The organism is Streptomyces sp. NPDC036822, from assembly GCF_055609145.1.
The window spans coordinates 1-13,416 of record NZ_JBVJPY010000030.1; the positions used below are offsets into that span (position 1 = coordinate 1).

Annotated in this window: 15 protein-coding genes and 1 pseudogene; 7 read left to right on the plus strand and 9 right to left on the minus strand. The window is 70.0% G+C overall.

The window, feature by feature from the left end:
- Positions 1 to 66: 66 nt before the first annotated feature.
- Positions 67 to 280: pseudogene (locus ACZ68P_RS34240) on the plus strand (transposase); the annotation flags it as partial.
- Positions 281 to 575: 295 nt separating this feature from the next.
- The gene (locus ACZ68P_RS34245; protein WP_471013084.1) at positions 576 to 1,538 is read left to right on the plus strand and encodes an LLM class flavin-dependent oxidoreductase; all 963 of its coding nucleotides are present in this window, start codon (positions 576 to 578) and stop codon (positions 1,536 to 1,538) included.
- A gap of 29 nt (positions 1,539 to 1,567) precedes the next feature.
- Here ACZ68P_RS34245 and ACZ68P_RS34250 read toward each other — a convergent pair whose 3' ends face one another.
- The gene (locus tag ACZ68P_RS34250; protein ID WP_471013086.1) at positions 1,568 to 1,801 is read right to left on the minus strand and encodes a hypothetical protein; all 234 of its coding nucleotides are present in this window, start codon (positions 1,799 to 1,801) and stop codon (positions 1,568 to 1,570) included.
- A 236-nt stretch (positions 1,802 to 2,037) separates the two neighbouring features.
- Here ACZ68P_RS34250 and ACZ68P_RS34255 point away from each other — a divergent pair, with 236 nt between their 5' ends.
- A complete protein-coding gene (locus ACZ68P_RS34255; protein WP_471013088.1) occupies positions 2,038 to 2,607 on the plus strand; it encodes a DUF6434 domain-containing protein in 570 nt (189 codons plus the stop codon).
- A gap of 474 nt (positions 2,608 to 3,081) precedes the next feature.
- Here ACZ68P_RS34255 and ACZ68P_RS34260 read toward each other — a convergent pair whose 3' ends face one another.
- Positions 3,082 to 4,215 (minus strand): serine hydrolase domain-containing protein, encoded by a 1,134-nt coding sequence (locus ACZ68P_RS34260; protein WP_471013090.1) that lies wholly within the window; start codon positions 4,213 to 4,215, stop codon positions 3,082 to 3,084.
- 199 nt (positions 4,216 to 4,414) lie between these two features.
- On the opposite strand from ACZ68P_RS34260, the gene ACZ68P_RS34265 reads away from it, so the two are divergent.
- Positions 4,415 to 5,302, plus strand: coding sequence for an AraC family transcriptional regulator (locus ACZ68P_RS34265; RefSeq protein ID WP_471013092.1), 888 nt, complete (start codon positions 4,415 to 4,417; stop codon positions 5,300 to 5,302).
- Positions 5,303 to 5,533: 231 nt separating this feature from the next.
- Here the strand turns inward: ACZ68P_RS34265 and ACZ68P_RS34270 are convergent, their stop codons facing one another.
- From ACZ68P_RS34270 to ACZ68P_RS34290, 5 genes are all read right to left on the minus strand, one after another.
- The gene (locus tag ACZ68P_RS34270) at positions 5,534 to 6,697 is read right to left on the minus strand and encodes a GTP-binding protein (protein WP_471013093.1); all 1,164 of its coding nucleotides are present in this window, start codon (positions 6,695 to 6,697) and stop codon (positions 5,534 to 5,536) included.
- A 4-nt stretch (positions 6,698 to 6,701) separates the two neighbouring features.
- Positions 6,702 to 6,872: a 50S ribosomal protein L32 gene (rpmF, locus tag ACZ68P_RS34275; protein ID WP_471013095.1), complete on the minus strand. Its 171-nt coding sequence runs from the start codon at positions 6,870 to 6,872 to the stop codon at positions 6,702 to 6,704.
- Between the two features lie 373 nt (positions 6,873 to 7,245).
- Positions 7,246 to 7,545, minus strand: coding sequence for a hypothetical protein (locus ACZ68P_RS34280; RefSeq protein WP_471013096.1), 300 nt, complete (start codon positions 7,543 to 7,545; stop codon positions 7,246 to 7,248).
- A gap of 276 nt (positions 7,546 to 7,821) precedes the next feature.
- Positions 7,822 to 8,286, minus strand: coding sequence for a hypothetical protein (locus ACZ68P_RS34285; protein WP_471013097.1), 465 nt, complete (start codon positions 8,284 to 8,286; stop codon positions 7,822 to 7,824).
- A gap of 62 nt (positions 8,287 to 8,348) precedes the next feature.
- Complete coding sequence (locus tag ACZ68P_RS34290) at positions 8,349 to 9,578, minus strand: phage baseplate protein (protein ID WP_471013100.1); 1,230 nt, start codon at positions 9,576 to 9,578, stop codon at positions 8,349 to 8,351.
- 341 nt (positions 9,579 to 9,919) lie between these two features.
- On the opposite strand from ACZ68P_RS34290, the gene ACZ68P_RS34295 reads away from it, so the two are divergent.
- From ACZ68P_RS34295 to ACZ68P_RS34305, 3 genes are all read left to right on the plus strand, one after another.
- Positions 9,920 to 10,129 carry a hypothetical protein gene (locus tag ACZ68P_RS34295; protein ID WP_471013102.1) on the plus strand — a complete coding sequence of 70 codons (210 nt, stop codon included), beginning with the start codon at positions 9,920 to 9,922 and terminating at the stop codon, positions 10,127 to 10,129.
- A gap of 142 nt (positions 10,130 to 10,271) precedes the next feature.
- A complete protein-coding gene (locus tag ACZ68P_RS34300; RefSeq protein WP_471013104.1) occupies positions 10,272 to 10,916 on the plus strand; it encodes a DUF4352 domain-containing protein in 645 nt (214 codons plus the stop codon).
- A 65-nt stretch (positions 10,917 to 10,981) separates the two neighbouring features.
- Positions 10,982 to 11,347, plus strand: a complete 366-nt coding sequence (locus ACZ68P_RS34305) for a hypothetical protein (protein WP_471013106.1) — start codon at positions 10,982 to 10,984, stop codon at positions 11,345 to 11,347.
- A 118-nt stretch (positions 11,348 to 11,465) separates the two neighbouring features.
- Here the strand turns inward: ACZ68P_RS34305 and ACZ68P_RS34310 are convergent, their stop codons facing one another.
- Together ACZ68P_RS34310 and ACZ68P_RS34315 are read right to left on the minus strand one after the other, a co-directional pair.
- Positions 11,466 to 13,172, minus strand: coding sequence for a sodium/solute symporter (locus ACZ68P_RS34310; protein ID WP_471013109.1), 1,707 nt, complete (start codon positions 13,170 to 13,172; stop codon positions 11,466 to 11,468).
- A complete protein-coding gene (locus ACZ68P_RS34315) occupies positions 13,172 to 13,390 on the minus strand; it encodes a hypothetical protein (RefSeq protein WP_471013110.1) in 219 nt (72 codons plus the stop codon). Before ACZ68P_RS34315 ends, ACZ68P_RS34310 begins: the two co-directional genes overlap by 1 nt.
- Positions 13,391 to 13,416: the final 26 nt, after the last annotated feature.

Here is a 13,416-nt window from a genome sequence, read left to right on the forward strand (position 1 = left end):
GGACGTCCTGAATGAGTTGAGCTGCGGGACTCATGCTCAACGATCTTCATCGGCAGGGAGTCCGGAGTGCGCACCGATCTTGTTCCTGACCGCCTGTGGGAGCGGGTCCCCGTTGCTGCCGCCCGCTCGCGAACGGCGCCATCGCCACCCCGGGCGGCTGCGTATTCCGGACCGGGCGGCACTCGCCGGCGTCCTGTTCGTGCTGCGGACGGGTGTCGCGTGGCGGGATGTCCCGACGGAGACTGTGGGCTGTTCCGGTGTCACGGCGTGGAAGGGATTATTCCATGGGCCGCCAGCGTTCCGCAGGACAGCATTCTGAAACGATCAGTTATGTGCGTTCCGCCATGTCGAGGACCCAGATGACCGAGATGATCGGAACGTTGCTCATCCGGTCGTCCTGTTGCCAACCGGTCACATTCGCACGGCGGTGCACCTGTCGCCCGGCGGTGAACGACCGAGCCGGCGAAGACCACCCCACCGCCGGCCCGTACGTCATGCTGCCGCGTTCCGGACCGTCCAGGCCCCCGCGGATCAGTACCTTTGACACCACACCGAGAGGCTGGGGGAGACTACGGATGACCCGAATGACCGGCGCGATCGGCGTACTTCTGCCCTGCGACATTCCGCCGGCCGACATGGTCGCCTTCGCACGCGAGGCGGACACCTACGGATTCGACGAACTGTGGGTCGTCGAGGATCTCGGATACCGTGGAGGCCTCACCCAGGCCGCCACCATGCTGGCCTCCACACCGCGAATCCGCGTCGGCATCGGTCTGCTCCCCGCCGCGGCCCGCAACGTCGCCTTCACCGCCATGGAAGCCGCCACCCTCGCCCAGCTGTACCCCGGACGACTCGACATCGCCGTCGGCCACGGCATGCCCGAGTGGATGCGCAGTGCGGGCGCCTGGCCCGAGAGCCCGCTGACACTGCTGCGCGAATACATCGACGCCCTCAAGACACTGCTGGCGGGCCGAACGGCCGCCACCACCGGCCGCTACGTCCGCCTCGACGGACTGCGCCTGCAACCCTCCACGGTGCCCGAACAGAGCCCCGACGTCTTCGCCGGGGTCCGCAGCCCCAAGTCACTGGCCGTCTCCGGCGAAACGGCCGACGGCACCCTGCTCGCGGAGCCGGTCACACCCCCGTACGTCCGCCAGGCCCTGCGCAGCATCAACCCCCAGCGCCCCCACCGGCTCACCGCCTACAACATCGCCGCCGTCGACAAGGACCCCCACGCCGCCCTCGCCACCGTACGGCCCGCCCTGAAAGCCCTGGGCAACCCCGACTGGAAGCCGCACATCGCACCACTCGGATTCCACGACGAACTCGCGGAACTACGCCGCAGCAGCACGGACGCCCAGGCATTCGCCCAGGCGATGCCCGAGAAGTGGGTCGACCAACTCGCCTTGGCAGGCACCCCCGAACACGTCCGCGCCCGCCTGGACGACCTCTTCGCCTCCGGCGTCACCAGCGCCGTACTCATCCCCACCGGCCCCGACCACAGAGCCTCACTCGCCGCGCTGGCAACGGTGCTCTGAGCTGAGCCGCGGGGTTCACTCCGGCCGTGTCACGGGTGGTCCAGCACTCCCGTGACTGTCGGGCGATCCACCTTGAGGGCTCGCGCACGGATGATTTCCCGTGTCCGCGCGTAGCAAGCCATGACTCCGAAGATGCCGCAGAGCAGGTAGCCCAGACGTGTGGGCAGCCACTGTGGCTCCGCGACCGCGAAGCAGAACCCGAACACGCCATACAGCAGAGGCACGCCGGCCTTACGGAGCCACAGCTTGATCCCGTCCCACATGTCCCACCCCTGAACTTCCCCCGCCGATGTCCGGCGACGACCGGCAGCGCGAGCATACGGGCCCGTCCGGGCGGTCGATCCCCGCACCGCCTCGCCCGCTACGACGAAGACGGCGAGCCGGCCCAGCGCCGGGCCCGGACGTTCCGAGGCGGACGCCCTGCGGGTCTCACCGCGTCGCGGCCGGTTCCTCTCGTCGAGCGCCGGGCGTACCACCCCACCGCACCTATCATGGGGACGTGAGTTCGAATACGGGTGCCGAGACGCGACCAGAGCCAAGTGCGGCGTTGAGCGGGGACGAGTTGTCCCGCTGGTACTGGACGCTGGCCGAGCTGACCGTGCTTGCCCGCGAGCTCGGGGTGCCGCGGGGCGGTGGGAAGGCGGCACTGACGGAGCGGCTGCAGGCCGCATTGGACGGCGTCGCCCCGCCGGCCGCGCCGCCCCGCGCGAGCAGTGCCGGCCGCCAGCTCGCCGCGCCGGTGAACGGGTTCACCGTGATTCCCGAGGGCCAGCGGTGCAGCCAGGTGCTGCGCGAGTACTTCCGCCGTGAGATCGGCGAGGTCTTCCACTTCGACGCCTACATGCGGGCATTCGTAGCCGAAGGTGCGGGGCGCACCCTGGCCGATGCCGTCGCCCACTGGCATGCCACGCGCCAGGCCGCCGCCCAGCCGCAGGAGATCGGCTCGCAGTTCGAGCTCAACCGCTTTCTGCGTGACTGGTATGCCGAGCATCCGGCCGGCAGCCGTGCCGAGGCGCTCGCCGCCTGGCGCGCTCGGCGTGACCGGCCTCGTCGCCCGGCCGCGAGGTGACCGGTTCACAGCACATCGAGGCGCCGCGTTCGCGGCATCCTCTGCAGCCCCTACAACGTGAAAGAGTTGACGCCGTATGAGCACATGCGCCGTCGCGTTGCCGGCTCTGCGGGTCCGGACACTGACGCATACCTTGCCGGCCCGACGCGTGCACCCAGAGGCCCGTGCCATCCGCAGCCGTGACGATGCCTACCCGCCCACCTCCTGGGCCTGCGTACACGACGGCTGGGCCGGACCGACCGCGGATGCCGGCCCGTCCGGCTCACGTCAGGTCGAGGAACGGCACGACAGGGCGTGAGCGGCAGGGCGCACTCGGAGGAGCACCCCGGAACCGACAAGCGGATCAACTGTCTCAAGAGGCACCGCGTGGTCGCCACGCGCCACGACATGCACGCGGTTCGGTACGAGGAGACCGTCCTCATCGCTGCTGTCAATGAGTGGCTGCGAGCAGCACCTGCCGCTTGAGCTGCGGCTTCATGAGGGGGAGGAGTTACCGGTCCAGCCGCTGTAGGCCGCCATGACGATCTCCATGCCACGGTTGTCCTCCTGCCGGGCCGGGTCGATCATCTGGTTCATCACATAGGCCACCGTCATGCGTGCGTCGGGATCGCTTGCCACCAGGGAGCCGCCCCATCCGCCCCAGCCGAAGGTGTTGCCGAACCTGCCGAAGCCCATGGTCCAGGACATCGGCGTCCGCAGGACGCGGTCGTCGCCCCGGAACACCTCCTGCCACGCGGGCTCGCAGCCCTGGGCGGAGAGCAGCCGTACGCCGCCGACGGAGCCCCGGTTCGCCAGTACCGACTGCACACGGGCGACGGACCGGGCGTTGCCGAAGCCGTTGACGGCCGGGATCTGCGCGCGGCGCCAGGCGATGGAGTTGACGTCACTGACCCGGATGGCGGTACCGGTGTACTCACGGTGTGCGCCGTCCGGTCCGGGCGGTGGGTCGGCGGCGTACGCGTCGGTGAGTGACGGCGGCGGTATGAGGTGGGCGACGCGGTGGTCGTGCTCCGCGGAGAGGCCGATGTGGAAGTCCGCGCCCAAGGGCTCGGCCACCTCCTCGGCGAAGAACTCGCCGATACCGCGTCCCGTGACGCGGTGGACGATCTCACCGACGAGAAACCCGAAGGTGAGCGCGTGGTAGCCGGCCGCCGTTCCGGGTGCCCATTCCGGAGCCTGCGCGGCCAGCCCTGCCGTCACGCTCTCCCAGGCGTAGAGCTCCTCGACCTTTCCCAGCCCGGACAGGTCCGGAAGTCCCGCGGTGTGCGACAGGACGTGCCGTACCAGCACGTTCTCCTTGCCGACCGCGGCGAACTCAGGCCAATAGGCGGCGACCGGCGCGGACAGATCGAGCAGGCCTCTGTCCGCCAGGATCAGGGCACCCAACGCGGTCATGGTCTTGGTCGTCGAGTTAACGCAGGTGAGGGTGGAGCGCTCCCAGCCGACGGAACGGTCCGCGTCGGCGTACCCACCCCAGATGTCGACCACCGGCTCGCCATCCACGTACACAGCGACCGAAGCCCCGACGTCGTCCTTGGCGAGCAACGTCGCGAGTGCCTCACGGACCGGGGCAAACCGCGGCTCGTAGAATCCCTTGATATCGGTCATGGAACAAGCCTCAGGTCAGGCCAGGGCTGCTGCCCGATACTTCCCGTACGGGATCTGTCGGGCGGGGCGCGATCCACCTACAGGCCGCCGCGCGCGGCGCGGGGCTCCGGACCCGGCCGCTGTGGTTTCCGCGGCTGGCGGCCGGTCGGCAGGGTGGGTGTTCCCGTAGGGGAGACACGAGAAGTGAGGACGGCTACCGGTGCTGGAGCGGATGAATCAGGCGCTGGACCACCTGGAGTCCCGTCTCGACGGTGAGGTGGACATGGCCGAGGTGGCCCGGATCGCCGCGGTGTCGGAGTACCACTTCCGGCGGTTGTTCTCCGCGCTCGCCGGGATGCCGCTCCCGGTCTACGTGCGGCGTCGACGGATGACGCTCGCCGGGGCCGAGGTGCTGGCGGGGGAGGCGACGCTGCTCGATGTCGCGGTGCGGTACGGGTACGGCTCGGGCGAGGCGTTCGCCCGGGCCTTCCGGTCGGTGCACGGCATCGGGCCGGGCGAGGCCCGGCGGACGGGCGCGGTGCTCACGGCGCAGCCGCGCATGTCCTTCCGTGTCGTCGTCGAAGGGAGGACGGCCATGCGGTACCGGATCGTGGGAAAGGAGCCGTTCAGGGTCGTCGGCAGGAAGGCCCGGGTCCCGCTCGTGCACGAGGGGGTCAACGAGGCCGCCGCGGCGCACGTGGAAAGCCTGGACGCGCAGGCGATCGCACGGATGAAGGGGCTGGCCGGCCGGGACCCGGAGGGGATCCTGTCGGCGGTGGTGCACCTGACCGACAGCCGCGAGGAGGGTGCCGAGGTGGATTACTGGGTCGGCGTGGCGACCGGTCCCGAGGCGGTCGTCGAGGAGCTCGACGTCCTCGACGTGCCGGCGGGGACCTGGGCGGTCTTCGACAACCACGGGCCCTATCCGAGTGCCCTCCAGGAGCTGTGGCGGGACGTGTTCACGCAGTGGTTCCCCTCGAACCCGTACCTGAGCCGACCGGGTCCGGAGCTCCTGCTGACGCGGCCGGTGGAGATCGGCGCGGAGACCGACTCGCAGCTGTGGATCCCGGTCGAGCGGGGCAGCGACAGCGCCAGCGCCGGGGCGTGAACACCCGTACCCGGGTCAGCGGCCCGGGACGGGTCAGGTCGTACCGCCGCCCACCGTGCGCGACGCTGATCACGCGTGCCGGCGCGATCGTTGCTCACTGCCGGCTGACGCCTCGCCCATCGGGATGGCTGATCAATTTCGCCTCGCTCCGCAGCAGCCGCTCGCGCGCGTCCGCGGAGAGAGGCGCCCGTGGGTGAGGCGAGTCAGGAGGTGGAACCGCTGGTGGCGGAGTCAGGCTGCTGTGTGCTCGTGCTCGCACGTGTCGTCGATGCCGTACGTTTCCCACTCGGGGAAGTCGTCCTCGTCGGATACGGCCTCGTCCGGGCCGAGCAGGCAGGCGTCGAGCGCCGCATGGAGCGCCTCGGGGCGCAGCCGGGTGCCGATGAACACGAGTTCCTGGTCCTGGGTGGCGTCCGGGCCGCGGGCGCCGGAGGGTTCGAAGCGGGCCACCGCACCGGCCTGCGACCACAGCCCGGTGACGTGGGGGCGGCTGGCGAGCCAGAAGAAGCCCTTCGAGCGCAGGATCTTCCCGAAGGTGCCACTGTCGAGACCCTTGGTGACGAAGTTCCACAGGCGGTGCGGGTGGAACGGCCGGTCGGCGCGGAAGACCAGTGAGGAGATGCCGTACTCCTCCGTCTCCGGTACGTGGTCGCCGTTGAGCTCCTTGACCCATCCCGGGGCCTGTTGGGCCCGTTCGACGTCGAACAGGCCGGTCCCGAGGACCTGCTCGAGGGCGACTCGGCCGCGTACCGCGGGCACGATCCCGGCTTCGGGGTTGAGCCGGGACAAGGTCGCCCGGAGCCGCAGAGCCTCGTCGGGCCCGACCAGGTCGAGCTTGTTCAGCACGATGACGTCGGCGAACTCGACCTGATCCATGAGGAGGTCGCTGACCGTGCGCTCGTCGTCCTCGTACTGATCGAGGCCGCGCGCGACGAGCTCGTCTCCGCCGTCGAGCTCCGTGAGGAAGTTCGCGGCGTCGACCACGGTCACCATGGTGTCCAGACGGGCCAGGTCGCCCAGGGTCGCGCCGTCGTCACGAGGGAAGGAGAAGGTCGCGGCCACGGGCATGGGCTCCGAGATGCCGCTGGACTCGATCAGGAGGTAGTCGAACCGCCCTTCGCGGGCCAGCCGGTCGACCTCCGTGCGCAGGTCGTCCCGGAGCGTGCAGCAGATGCAGCCGTTGGTCATCTCGACCAGCCGCTCCTCGGTGCGGGACAGGGCCGCCTCGCCGCCGCGCACCAATGCGGCATCGATGTTCACCTCGCTCATGTCGTTGACGACGACCGCGACCCGCAGGCCTTCACGGTTCGCGAGCACATGATTGAGGAGGGTGGTCTTTCCCGCGCCGAGGAATCCGGACAGGACGGTCACCGGCAGGCGGTCGTGCGAGGTCATGGGCTCAGCCTTCGGGACGGATGAGGCCGCGCTCGTACGCCTTCACCAGCCGCTGAGGGACCTGGTGGACCGAGCCGTCGATCGTGATCGGGACGAGTTGGGGCGTGGTCGCCTTCCACTGGGCGCGGCGGTGGCGGGTGTTGCTGCGGGACATCTTGCGCTTGGGTACGGCCATCGGAACTCCTGAGGACGCGAAGGGGAATGACGTGACCGTATATGAAAACGGTTGCCATTATCAATTCAGGGGGCGTGGGGGGCCGCCGCGGCGCTCGAGGAGCATCGATGGCCGGTCCCGGCCCGGCCGGCAGCGTTTGCGAGGCCGGGCTGAACGCGACACGACCGCCGGGAGGTGCAGGTGCGGAGCCTGTGGCACCAGGACGTCCGCCGGAACACGCGGGTGGTGGCCGACCGTGACGAAAGGGCCGTCCTCGCCGTGCACGAAGCCCCGGTACGTGCCGGTCTTCGATCCGGTAGGTGGTCGGGGCGGTCCCCGCGAGAGGCCGCAACTCCCGCTCGGCGGCCCTTTTTCGGCCGAATCACGGCCGCAGTCAGCGCCGGAAGCGGGCCGTCTCTCCGTCGATCCGGATCAGAAAGTCTGTGATGGGGTCGCCACCTCCGTCGGGGACGAGGACGAGCCCCTCGGCATGGATCGCCTCGTCGGCTGCCAGTGCGGCCTCCTCTTCACCGCGATCCCATGCCTCCCGCGAAGCGGCGAAGAGAGGGCGGAGGTCGTCCCACGCCGGAGCAGGCTCGAAGTGGCAGTCCGACCAGAACATGTCGTTCTCTTCGAGCGTCAACGTCCCCACGAGGCGCTCTTTCTGTCTGAGCCGCCAGCTCGTCTCCGCCATGTCATTCCCTTCCCCGATGCGACGAGTACTCCAGAACCGGGCGCCAGACGGACACGGCGCAGGAGAGGGTCGACCTCTGCGATCCACGCGCGGTCGTCACCTCACCGCCACGGGCGTCCCCGACTGGCGCCACTGTCAGCCCACCCACGCGATCCCGTCATCCGGTGTCGACCGGACCCCGAAGGCGCGCGGGCTGGAGCGCTCGAGGCTCCAGCCCGACCCCGCGGCATGCAACGTTCGGTGCCGGTCGCGCAGTCGCGCGAAGGCGCGCCTGGTTCAGGCGAGGACGGCCGAGTAGCTGTCCAGGGTGACCCAGGTGATGTCGTTGGTGGCCGTGCCGCCGAACACGGTGATCCGGCCGGTCGTGTGTACCTCCACGCGGCAGGAGTTGATGCCCGCGGAGTTGTTGCGGGGACAGACCGCGCGCACCACCTTCGGCACCGTGATCGTCGTCGGCATGGTGCCGATCACGGCATCGGCCGTGAACGCACACGTGAACCCGCCGCGCATCTGCAGAAATTCCGTACCCGCGATGTTCACGACGCGGACGGCCGGTACGTCCACGGCGGGGGTGACACCCGAGGCGAGGACGAGCGGCTGCCAGTCGTGGACCACGCTGATGCCGCTGGGGAGGTCGGCCGCGGAGGCGGAGGTGGCGAGCATCGGTGCGCCGACCGCCGCCGCGGGGACGGCGACGGCGGCGGTGAGCAGTGCGCGGCGGCTGGTGTGGTTCTGGGGCATGACTGATCCTCCGGGATCGTTGAGAGGGGGGCGACGGAGAGAGGCGACGAGCGGACGGACCGTCAGCGCCAAGCCGCCGAGAAGTTGTCGAGGTCGATCCAGGAGATCCTGTTGTCGGCGGTCGGACCGAACACCGAGAGCTTGCCCTCGGGGTTGGCCTCGACCCGGCAGACGCAGCGGCCGCCGTTGTTGTTCCGCGTCACGTCGGCCCTGACCGTACGGCTGGGGGTCAGAGTCGGTGGGAGCTGTGCGAACGGGCCCTCGGCGGTGATGTCGCAGTCGAAACCGCCACGAAGCTGCAGGTAGGTGGTCCCGGCCATGGACACGAGGCGTCCGCGCGGGCTCATCACGCCCGTTTGCGGGACGGCTCCGGATACGCCCGTGAGGGCGGTCCAGTCCGTCAGCAGCTTCACGCCCCGTACCGGCGGATCCGTCGAGAGGAAGCAGATCGTCGCCTCGCGCGGGGTGGTTTCGCTGCCGCTGAAGCCGAACAGCAGCCGAGCCTCGTCGCCCATCGGCTCGATGCACATGCCCTCCGGCTCCCGGCGCTCCAGTCCGGGCACGGCGGTGATGTGCTGGGGCTGTCCGACGATGGAGCCGTCCGCCCAGGACAGAACGGTGATGTGGGCGTTGTTCACGTCCGGGCTGCCCGTGTAGACGTAGAGGTACTCCCCGAGCGAAGCGAATCCCTGAGGGGTCGGGACGTGGGCAGTCGCGAACATTCCGCCGGTGGGCAGCTCGATCGTTCTGGTCGCGGTCCAGGTGACGTCGCCGGTGAGCGGGTCGATGGGGTACTGGCTGAAGAAGGCTCTTCTGCCTATCACCCACCTGATCGTGAGGCGGTGGTGGACGGGATCGACGTTGGGGGAGGTTTCCGTGGCGTCCGGCGTCGGGCGGAAAGGCGCCGAGACCCCGGACGACGTCATGGTGAGTGTCTGCCCGGGGCGGTAGGGGACCCGCGCCACGCGCGTTCCGTACTTGTCGATCAGGGGCCCCGCGTCCGTCCACAGATGGGTCGTGCCGCCGATGTGCTGAGCGCCGATCTGGTTCCCGTGGCCGAAGCCGTTGAGATGCATGTTGTCGATCGGCCGGCCGGTCTTCCGGTCCATGCGGTAGACGCAGAGGTTCCCGAGCGTCGGTTCGTCCCGCACCTGCACCACGAAGAGTTCGTGGGTGACCGGGTCCACGGCCATGGACTGTCCAGCCCGGGTATGAGTCTCATGGTCGAGCGGCGTGCCGCTGAGTATGCGGCCCCAAGGGCCGGCCAGGTCGATGAGATCCGAATGTGCCATGAAACAGGCCCCTCCCCTGCGGGCCGGCGTGGACCGCACCGCAAGATCATAGGTTGTCGGTCGGTCGATCAGGCCGCCGGGATCCTTGGGCGGCGAGAAGCACGCGCGCGCCATGCGTGGTGGCCTCGGCCGGATGGCCACGAGGTACGGACCACCCGATCCGCATGCATCCGGAGAGGGCCGGACGGCGGAAGGACGGAACAGAGCCCCCACATTCTGACATTCGGCGGAGGTGGGGGCTCGTCCGTGCTCGGCCAAGGGCGCCGGTAGCCGATACCGAGGACCGCGGAGGCCGCGAAGAACCCGCCCGCACCACCCCGTAAGAAGGGATGATGAGTCCCATGAACCTGAAGAAGCGCATCGTGCAGCTACGCCCGGACGCCGTCGAGTGGGCGAGAGCGAACGGCCTCGAGCCGGACGAGATTGCCGATGACGTAGAGATCGTCAACGGAAGGTTCATCCGGTACCGGGAACGAGTGGTCGGCCCGGACGGAGCGCAGACCTACAGTGCGCCGCGCCTCGTCCCCCTGAAGGTGCCGCCGACCTTCTGACATCCCATCCGAGATCGGCCCCGCCGCGCCCCGTGCGGCGGGGCTCCTTCGTGTCCCGATCCGGTGGATTGCCCTCCGGCCGCACCGCGCGCACGGTACGTTCACGCCACCTCCACACCAGGACCATCAGCGAGGGGACACCGTGAGCCAGCCATACCCCGGGCCGCAGCAACAGCCGTATCCGCCCCAGCAGCCGTATCCGCCGCAGCAGCCCGGCCGGACACCCGCATGGGGACAGCCCCAGCACCCCGGACCGTACGGCCCGCCCCCGCCCCCGCCCCCGCCCGGGAAAGGCCTGTCCACGGGCGCGATCGTCGGCCTGACCATCGGCGGCGCCCTCGTCCTCCTCGTCGTCCTCGGCGCGCTCGTCGGAGGGGGAGACGGCACCAGTGACAGCAAGGCCGGCGCAGCGGCCCCGACGAAGAGCGGCGCCCGCGGGGGCGCACTGCCGGCGGAGAAGGCACCCGTCACGGTGACCGTGGTGAAGACGGCTTTCAAGCCGAGTGTGCTGCACGGAGGCGGGAAGTACACCAGCGTGAAGGTGACGGTCGCCAACAACGGCGAGAAGAAGATCGACGTCAACCCGCTGTACTTCACGATCACCGACACCGACGGCGCCAAGCACGGGGCCGAACTCGGCATGGACGAAGACCAGATCGCCACCGTGGAACTGGAGCCGGGCGAGAAGGTCACGGGCACCGTCACCAGTGGAGGGGAGTTCACCCCGCAGTACGTGACCTACGTCGACGGCCTCTTCGGTAAGGGCGTGCGCGGGAACGTGTCGTGACTGCGGAAGGCCCGTCCGGCCGTCACATCGCTTCCGGCCCCGTCGGGATCTCCTAGGCTCCGGGAATGCAGCGAGCCGAGGTACTGAAGCGAGTGATTGGCATCCTGACGGAGGCGGAGGAGATCCGTCGTGCCGCGGAAGCAGGTGAGGACGAGGACGACTCGGAGCTCGGGCCGAGCGTGGTCACGCAGATGCTGAACGAGATGCTGCCCGCGATCCGCGTTCCGGCCGATGCCGCCCCGCAGGAGGTGGCCCGGCTCGTCGCGCGCGCTCTTGGTCCTGCTCTGCAGACCATGATCTCCGGCTTCACACTCGCCTTCACCAGCCTTGCCATGACGCACGACAGCGGGCAGACCGACGTCTCCTCGGCCGAGGTGTTGCAGACGCTGGCCTTCCAGGTGGAGGCCGGGCTGTTCGACGAAGGCGCCTGATCCGGCCGCCGACGCGGCGGGACCCGCGGGCGCCGACCGCCGGCGAGGAGCGGTGCTCTCCGCCGGCGGCCACACCACCGTGGTCGGGGCAGGTCGGGGCAGCTCGGGGTGGGTCAGGTCAGTTGGGATGCCTCGGCGTCTCGACCGCTGAGCCGTGGAGGCGCGCGGAGCGGGTGGACTCGTCCCACGGGAACGCCTCCGCCTCGGTACGTTCGACAGGGCCGTGAGCCGCGCGCTGATGTGGGGGAGGGGTGCGTCGCCTTACGCCGGTACTGCCCAGCCGGCCGAGGAGGAAGGCGACCGGGATCGACACGAGGACGACCGTCTGGAGCGGGAACCAGTCGACGTGCCAGTCGGGAAACAGGGCCAGGGGATTGCCCGAGAAGACCGGGCTGGAGAGCTGCAGCCCGACCGCGCAGCCCAGACCTCCGTACAACGTCCAGAGCAGGCCGGCGCGGGTGTAGCCCTTCCAGAGCAGGGTGTACACCAGCGCCGGAAGCAGGGAGGAGGCGGCCACCGCCAGGGAGAGCGCCGTGAGGAACTGGACGTTCCACCCCTGGACCCAGACCGCCAGGGCGATGCTCAGGACGCCCACACCGGCGGACGCCAGGCGGGCGGCGGCCACTTCCCGGCCTTCGGTGGTGCGCCCACGACGCAGCACGTGGGTGTACAGGTCGTGGGCGATCGTCCCCGCTGCCGCCAGAGTCACGCCCGCGACGACGGCCAGCGTGGTGAGGAAGACCCCGCAGGCGACCAGGACGACGAGCAGCGCCCCGCCGGCGCCGGCGTCCGAACCCCCCGCCAGTTCGCCCGCGAGCAACACCAGCGCACTGCTTCCGCCCGGATCGGCGGCCAGGATGGTCGGTGTGCCGATCAACGCCGAGGCGGCGAACCCCATGAGAGCCGTCGTCAGGCAGAACGCGGCGACGATCGTCAGGGTGTGGCGTACGGTACGGCGGGCCGTGGCGGCGTCGGGAGCCGTTCCGAGTTGCAGGGCGACGTGGGGCAGGCAGGCCACGCCGAAAACGATGGTGATCATGAGGCCGATGAAGTCCAAGGTGCCCGCGGGCTCACCGCTGCTGTCGAAGCGGAGGCCAGGGCGCAGGTAGTCGGCGGGGCGGCCGCTTCCCTGCTCGGCCGCGGAGATCAGCGAGTCGAGGCTCCAGTGGAAGCGGTGCAGCAGGACGGCGGCCAGGGCAAGGGCCACGCAGAGCAGCACCACCGTCTTGATCACCTGGATCACGACCGTACCGCGCATGCCGCCGAACGCCGTGGTGCAGACGACGAGAGCCCCGATCATGATGACGGCCGTCTTCTCGACGCCCGGACCGGAGAGCCCCAGCAGCGCCGCGGTGGTCACGCCCGCACCGGAGAGCTGCACGACCAGGTAGGGGACGCAGATGCACAGCGTGACGACGGCGACCGCGATCCTCACGGCGCGCCCGGGGGTGCGCAGGCCGAACGTGTCGCCCAGCGTGTAGCCGGCGCGCTCGCGCAGGGGCACGGCGAGCAGGAGCAGTACGCCGAGGGAGAGCAGGGTGCAAAGCGCGATGAACAGGCCGTCGTACCCGAAGACGGCGACGCTTCCCGTGGTGCCGAGCACGGTGGCCGACGAGAGGTAGACACCGGCGAGGACGAGGGCGCCCCGCAGCGGCCGCAGGGTGCGGCCCGCCGTGTAGAAGTCGTTGACGCGGTCCCTCGGGGGGCCGCTGAGGACGCACAGGAACAGGATGGGGACGACGAACGCCACGAAGCAGCCGAGGACCAGTGTGTGGGTGTCCGCGTCCAGGGAGCCGGGCGCGGCGAGGGGTGGCACGGGTCTCATCAGTACCCCCCGTGTTCGCGCGCGGCCCGGTGGCAGTCCGTTCGGGACGTGCGGGACGCGCGGCGGTCGTAGCGCGCCGCCGTCCACACCAGCAGCACGGCCTGGAGGAGGAGTGCCGGGATGCCGATACCGGTGCCGCCCTGGGCAGGGGCGGCCATGAGGTCGGCGAAGGCGCACACCAGCAGCACGTGCACGGCGAAGGCCGTTCCGTTGACCACGGCGAAGGACAGGCCTGGGCGGTGAG

Coding starts and splice junctions, on each gene's coding strand:
- ACZ68P_RS34245 (WP_471013084.1), top strand. CDS start 576: ATGACCCGAATGACCGGCGCGATCGGCGTACTTCTGCCCTGCGACATT.
- ACZ68P_RS34250 (WP_471013086.1), bottom strand. CDS start 1,801: ATGTGGGACGGGATCAAGCTGTGGCTCCGTAAGGCCGGCGTGCCTCTG.
- ACZ68P_RS34260 (WP_471013090.1), bottom strand. CDS start 4,215: ATGACCGATATCAAGGGATTCTACGAGCCGCGGTTTGCCCCGGTCCGT.
- ACZ68P_RS34270 (WP_471013093.1), bottom strand. CDS start 6,697: ATGACCTCGCACGACCGCCTGCCGGTGACCGTCCTGTCCGGATTCCTC.
- rpmF (WP_471013095.1), bottom strand. CDS start 6,872: ATGGCCGTACCCAAGCGCAAGATGTCCCGCAGCAACACCCGCCACCGC.
- ACZ68P_RS34280 (WP_471013096.1), bottom strand. CDS start 7,545: ATGGCGGAGACGAGCTGGCGGCTCAGACAGAAAGAGCGCCTCGTGGGG.
- ACZ68P_RS34285 (WP_471013097.1), bottom strand. CDS start 8,286: ATGCCCCAGAACCACACCAGCCGCCGCGCACTGCTCACCGCCGCCGTC.
- ACZ68P_RS34290 (WP_471013100.1), bottom strand. CDS start 9,578: ATGGCACATTCGGATCTCATCGACCTGGCCGGCCCTTGGGGCCGCATA.
- ACZ68P_RS34295 (WP_471013102.1), top strand. CDS start 9,920: ATGAACCTGAAGAAGCGCATCGTGCAGCTACGCCCGGACGCCGTCGAG.
- ACZ68P_RS34305 (WP_471013106.1), top strand. CDS start 10,982: ATGCAGCGAGCCGAGGTACTGAAGCGAGTGATTGGCATCCTGACGGAG.
- ACZ68P_RS34310 (WP_471013109.1), bottom strand. CDS start 13,172: ATGAGACCCGTGCCACCCCTCGCCGCGCCCGGCTCCCTGGACGCGGAC.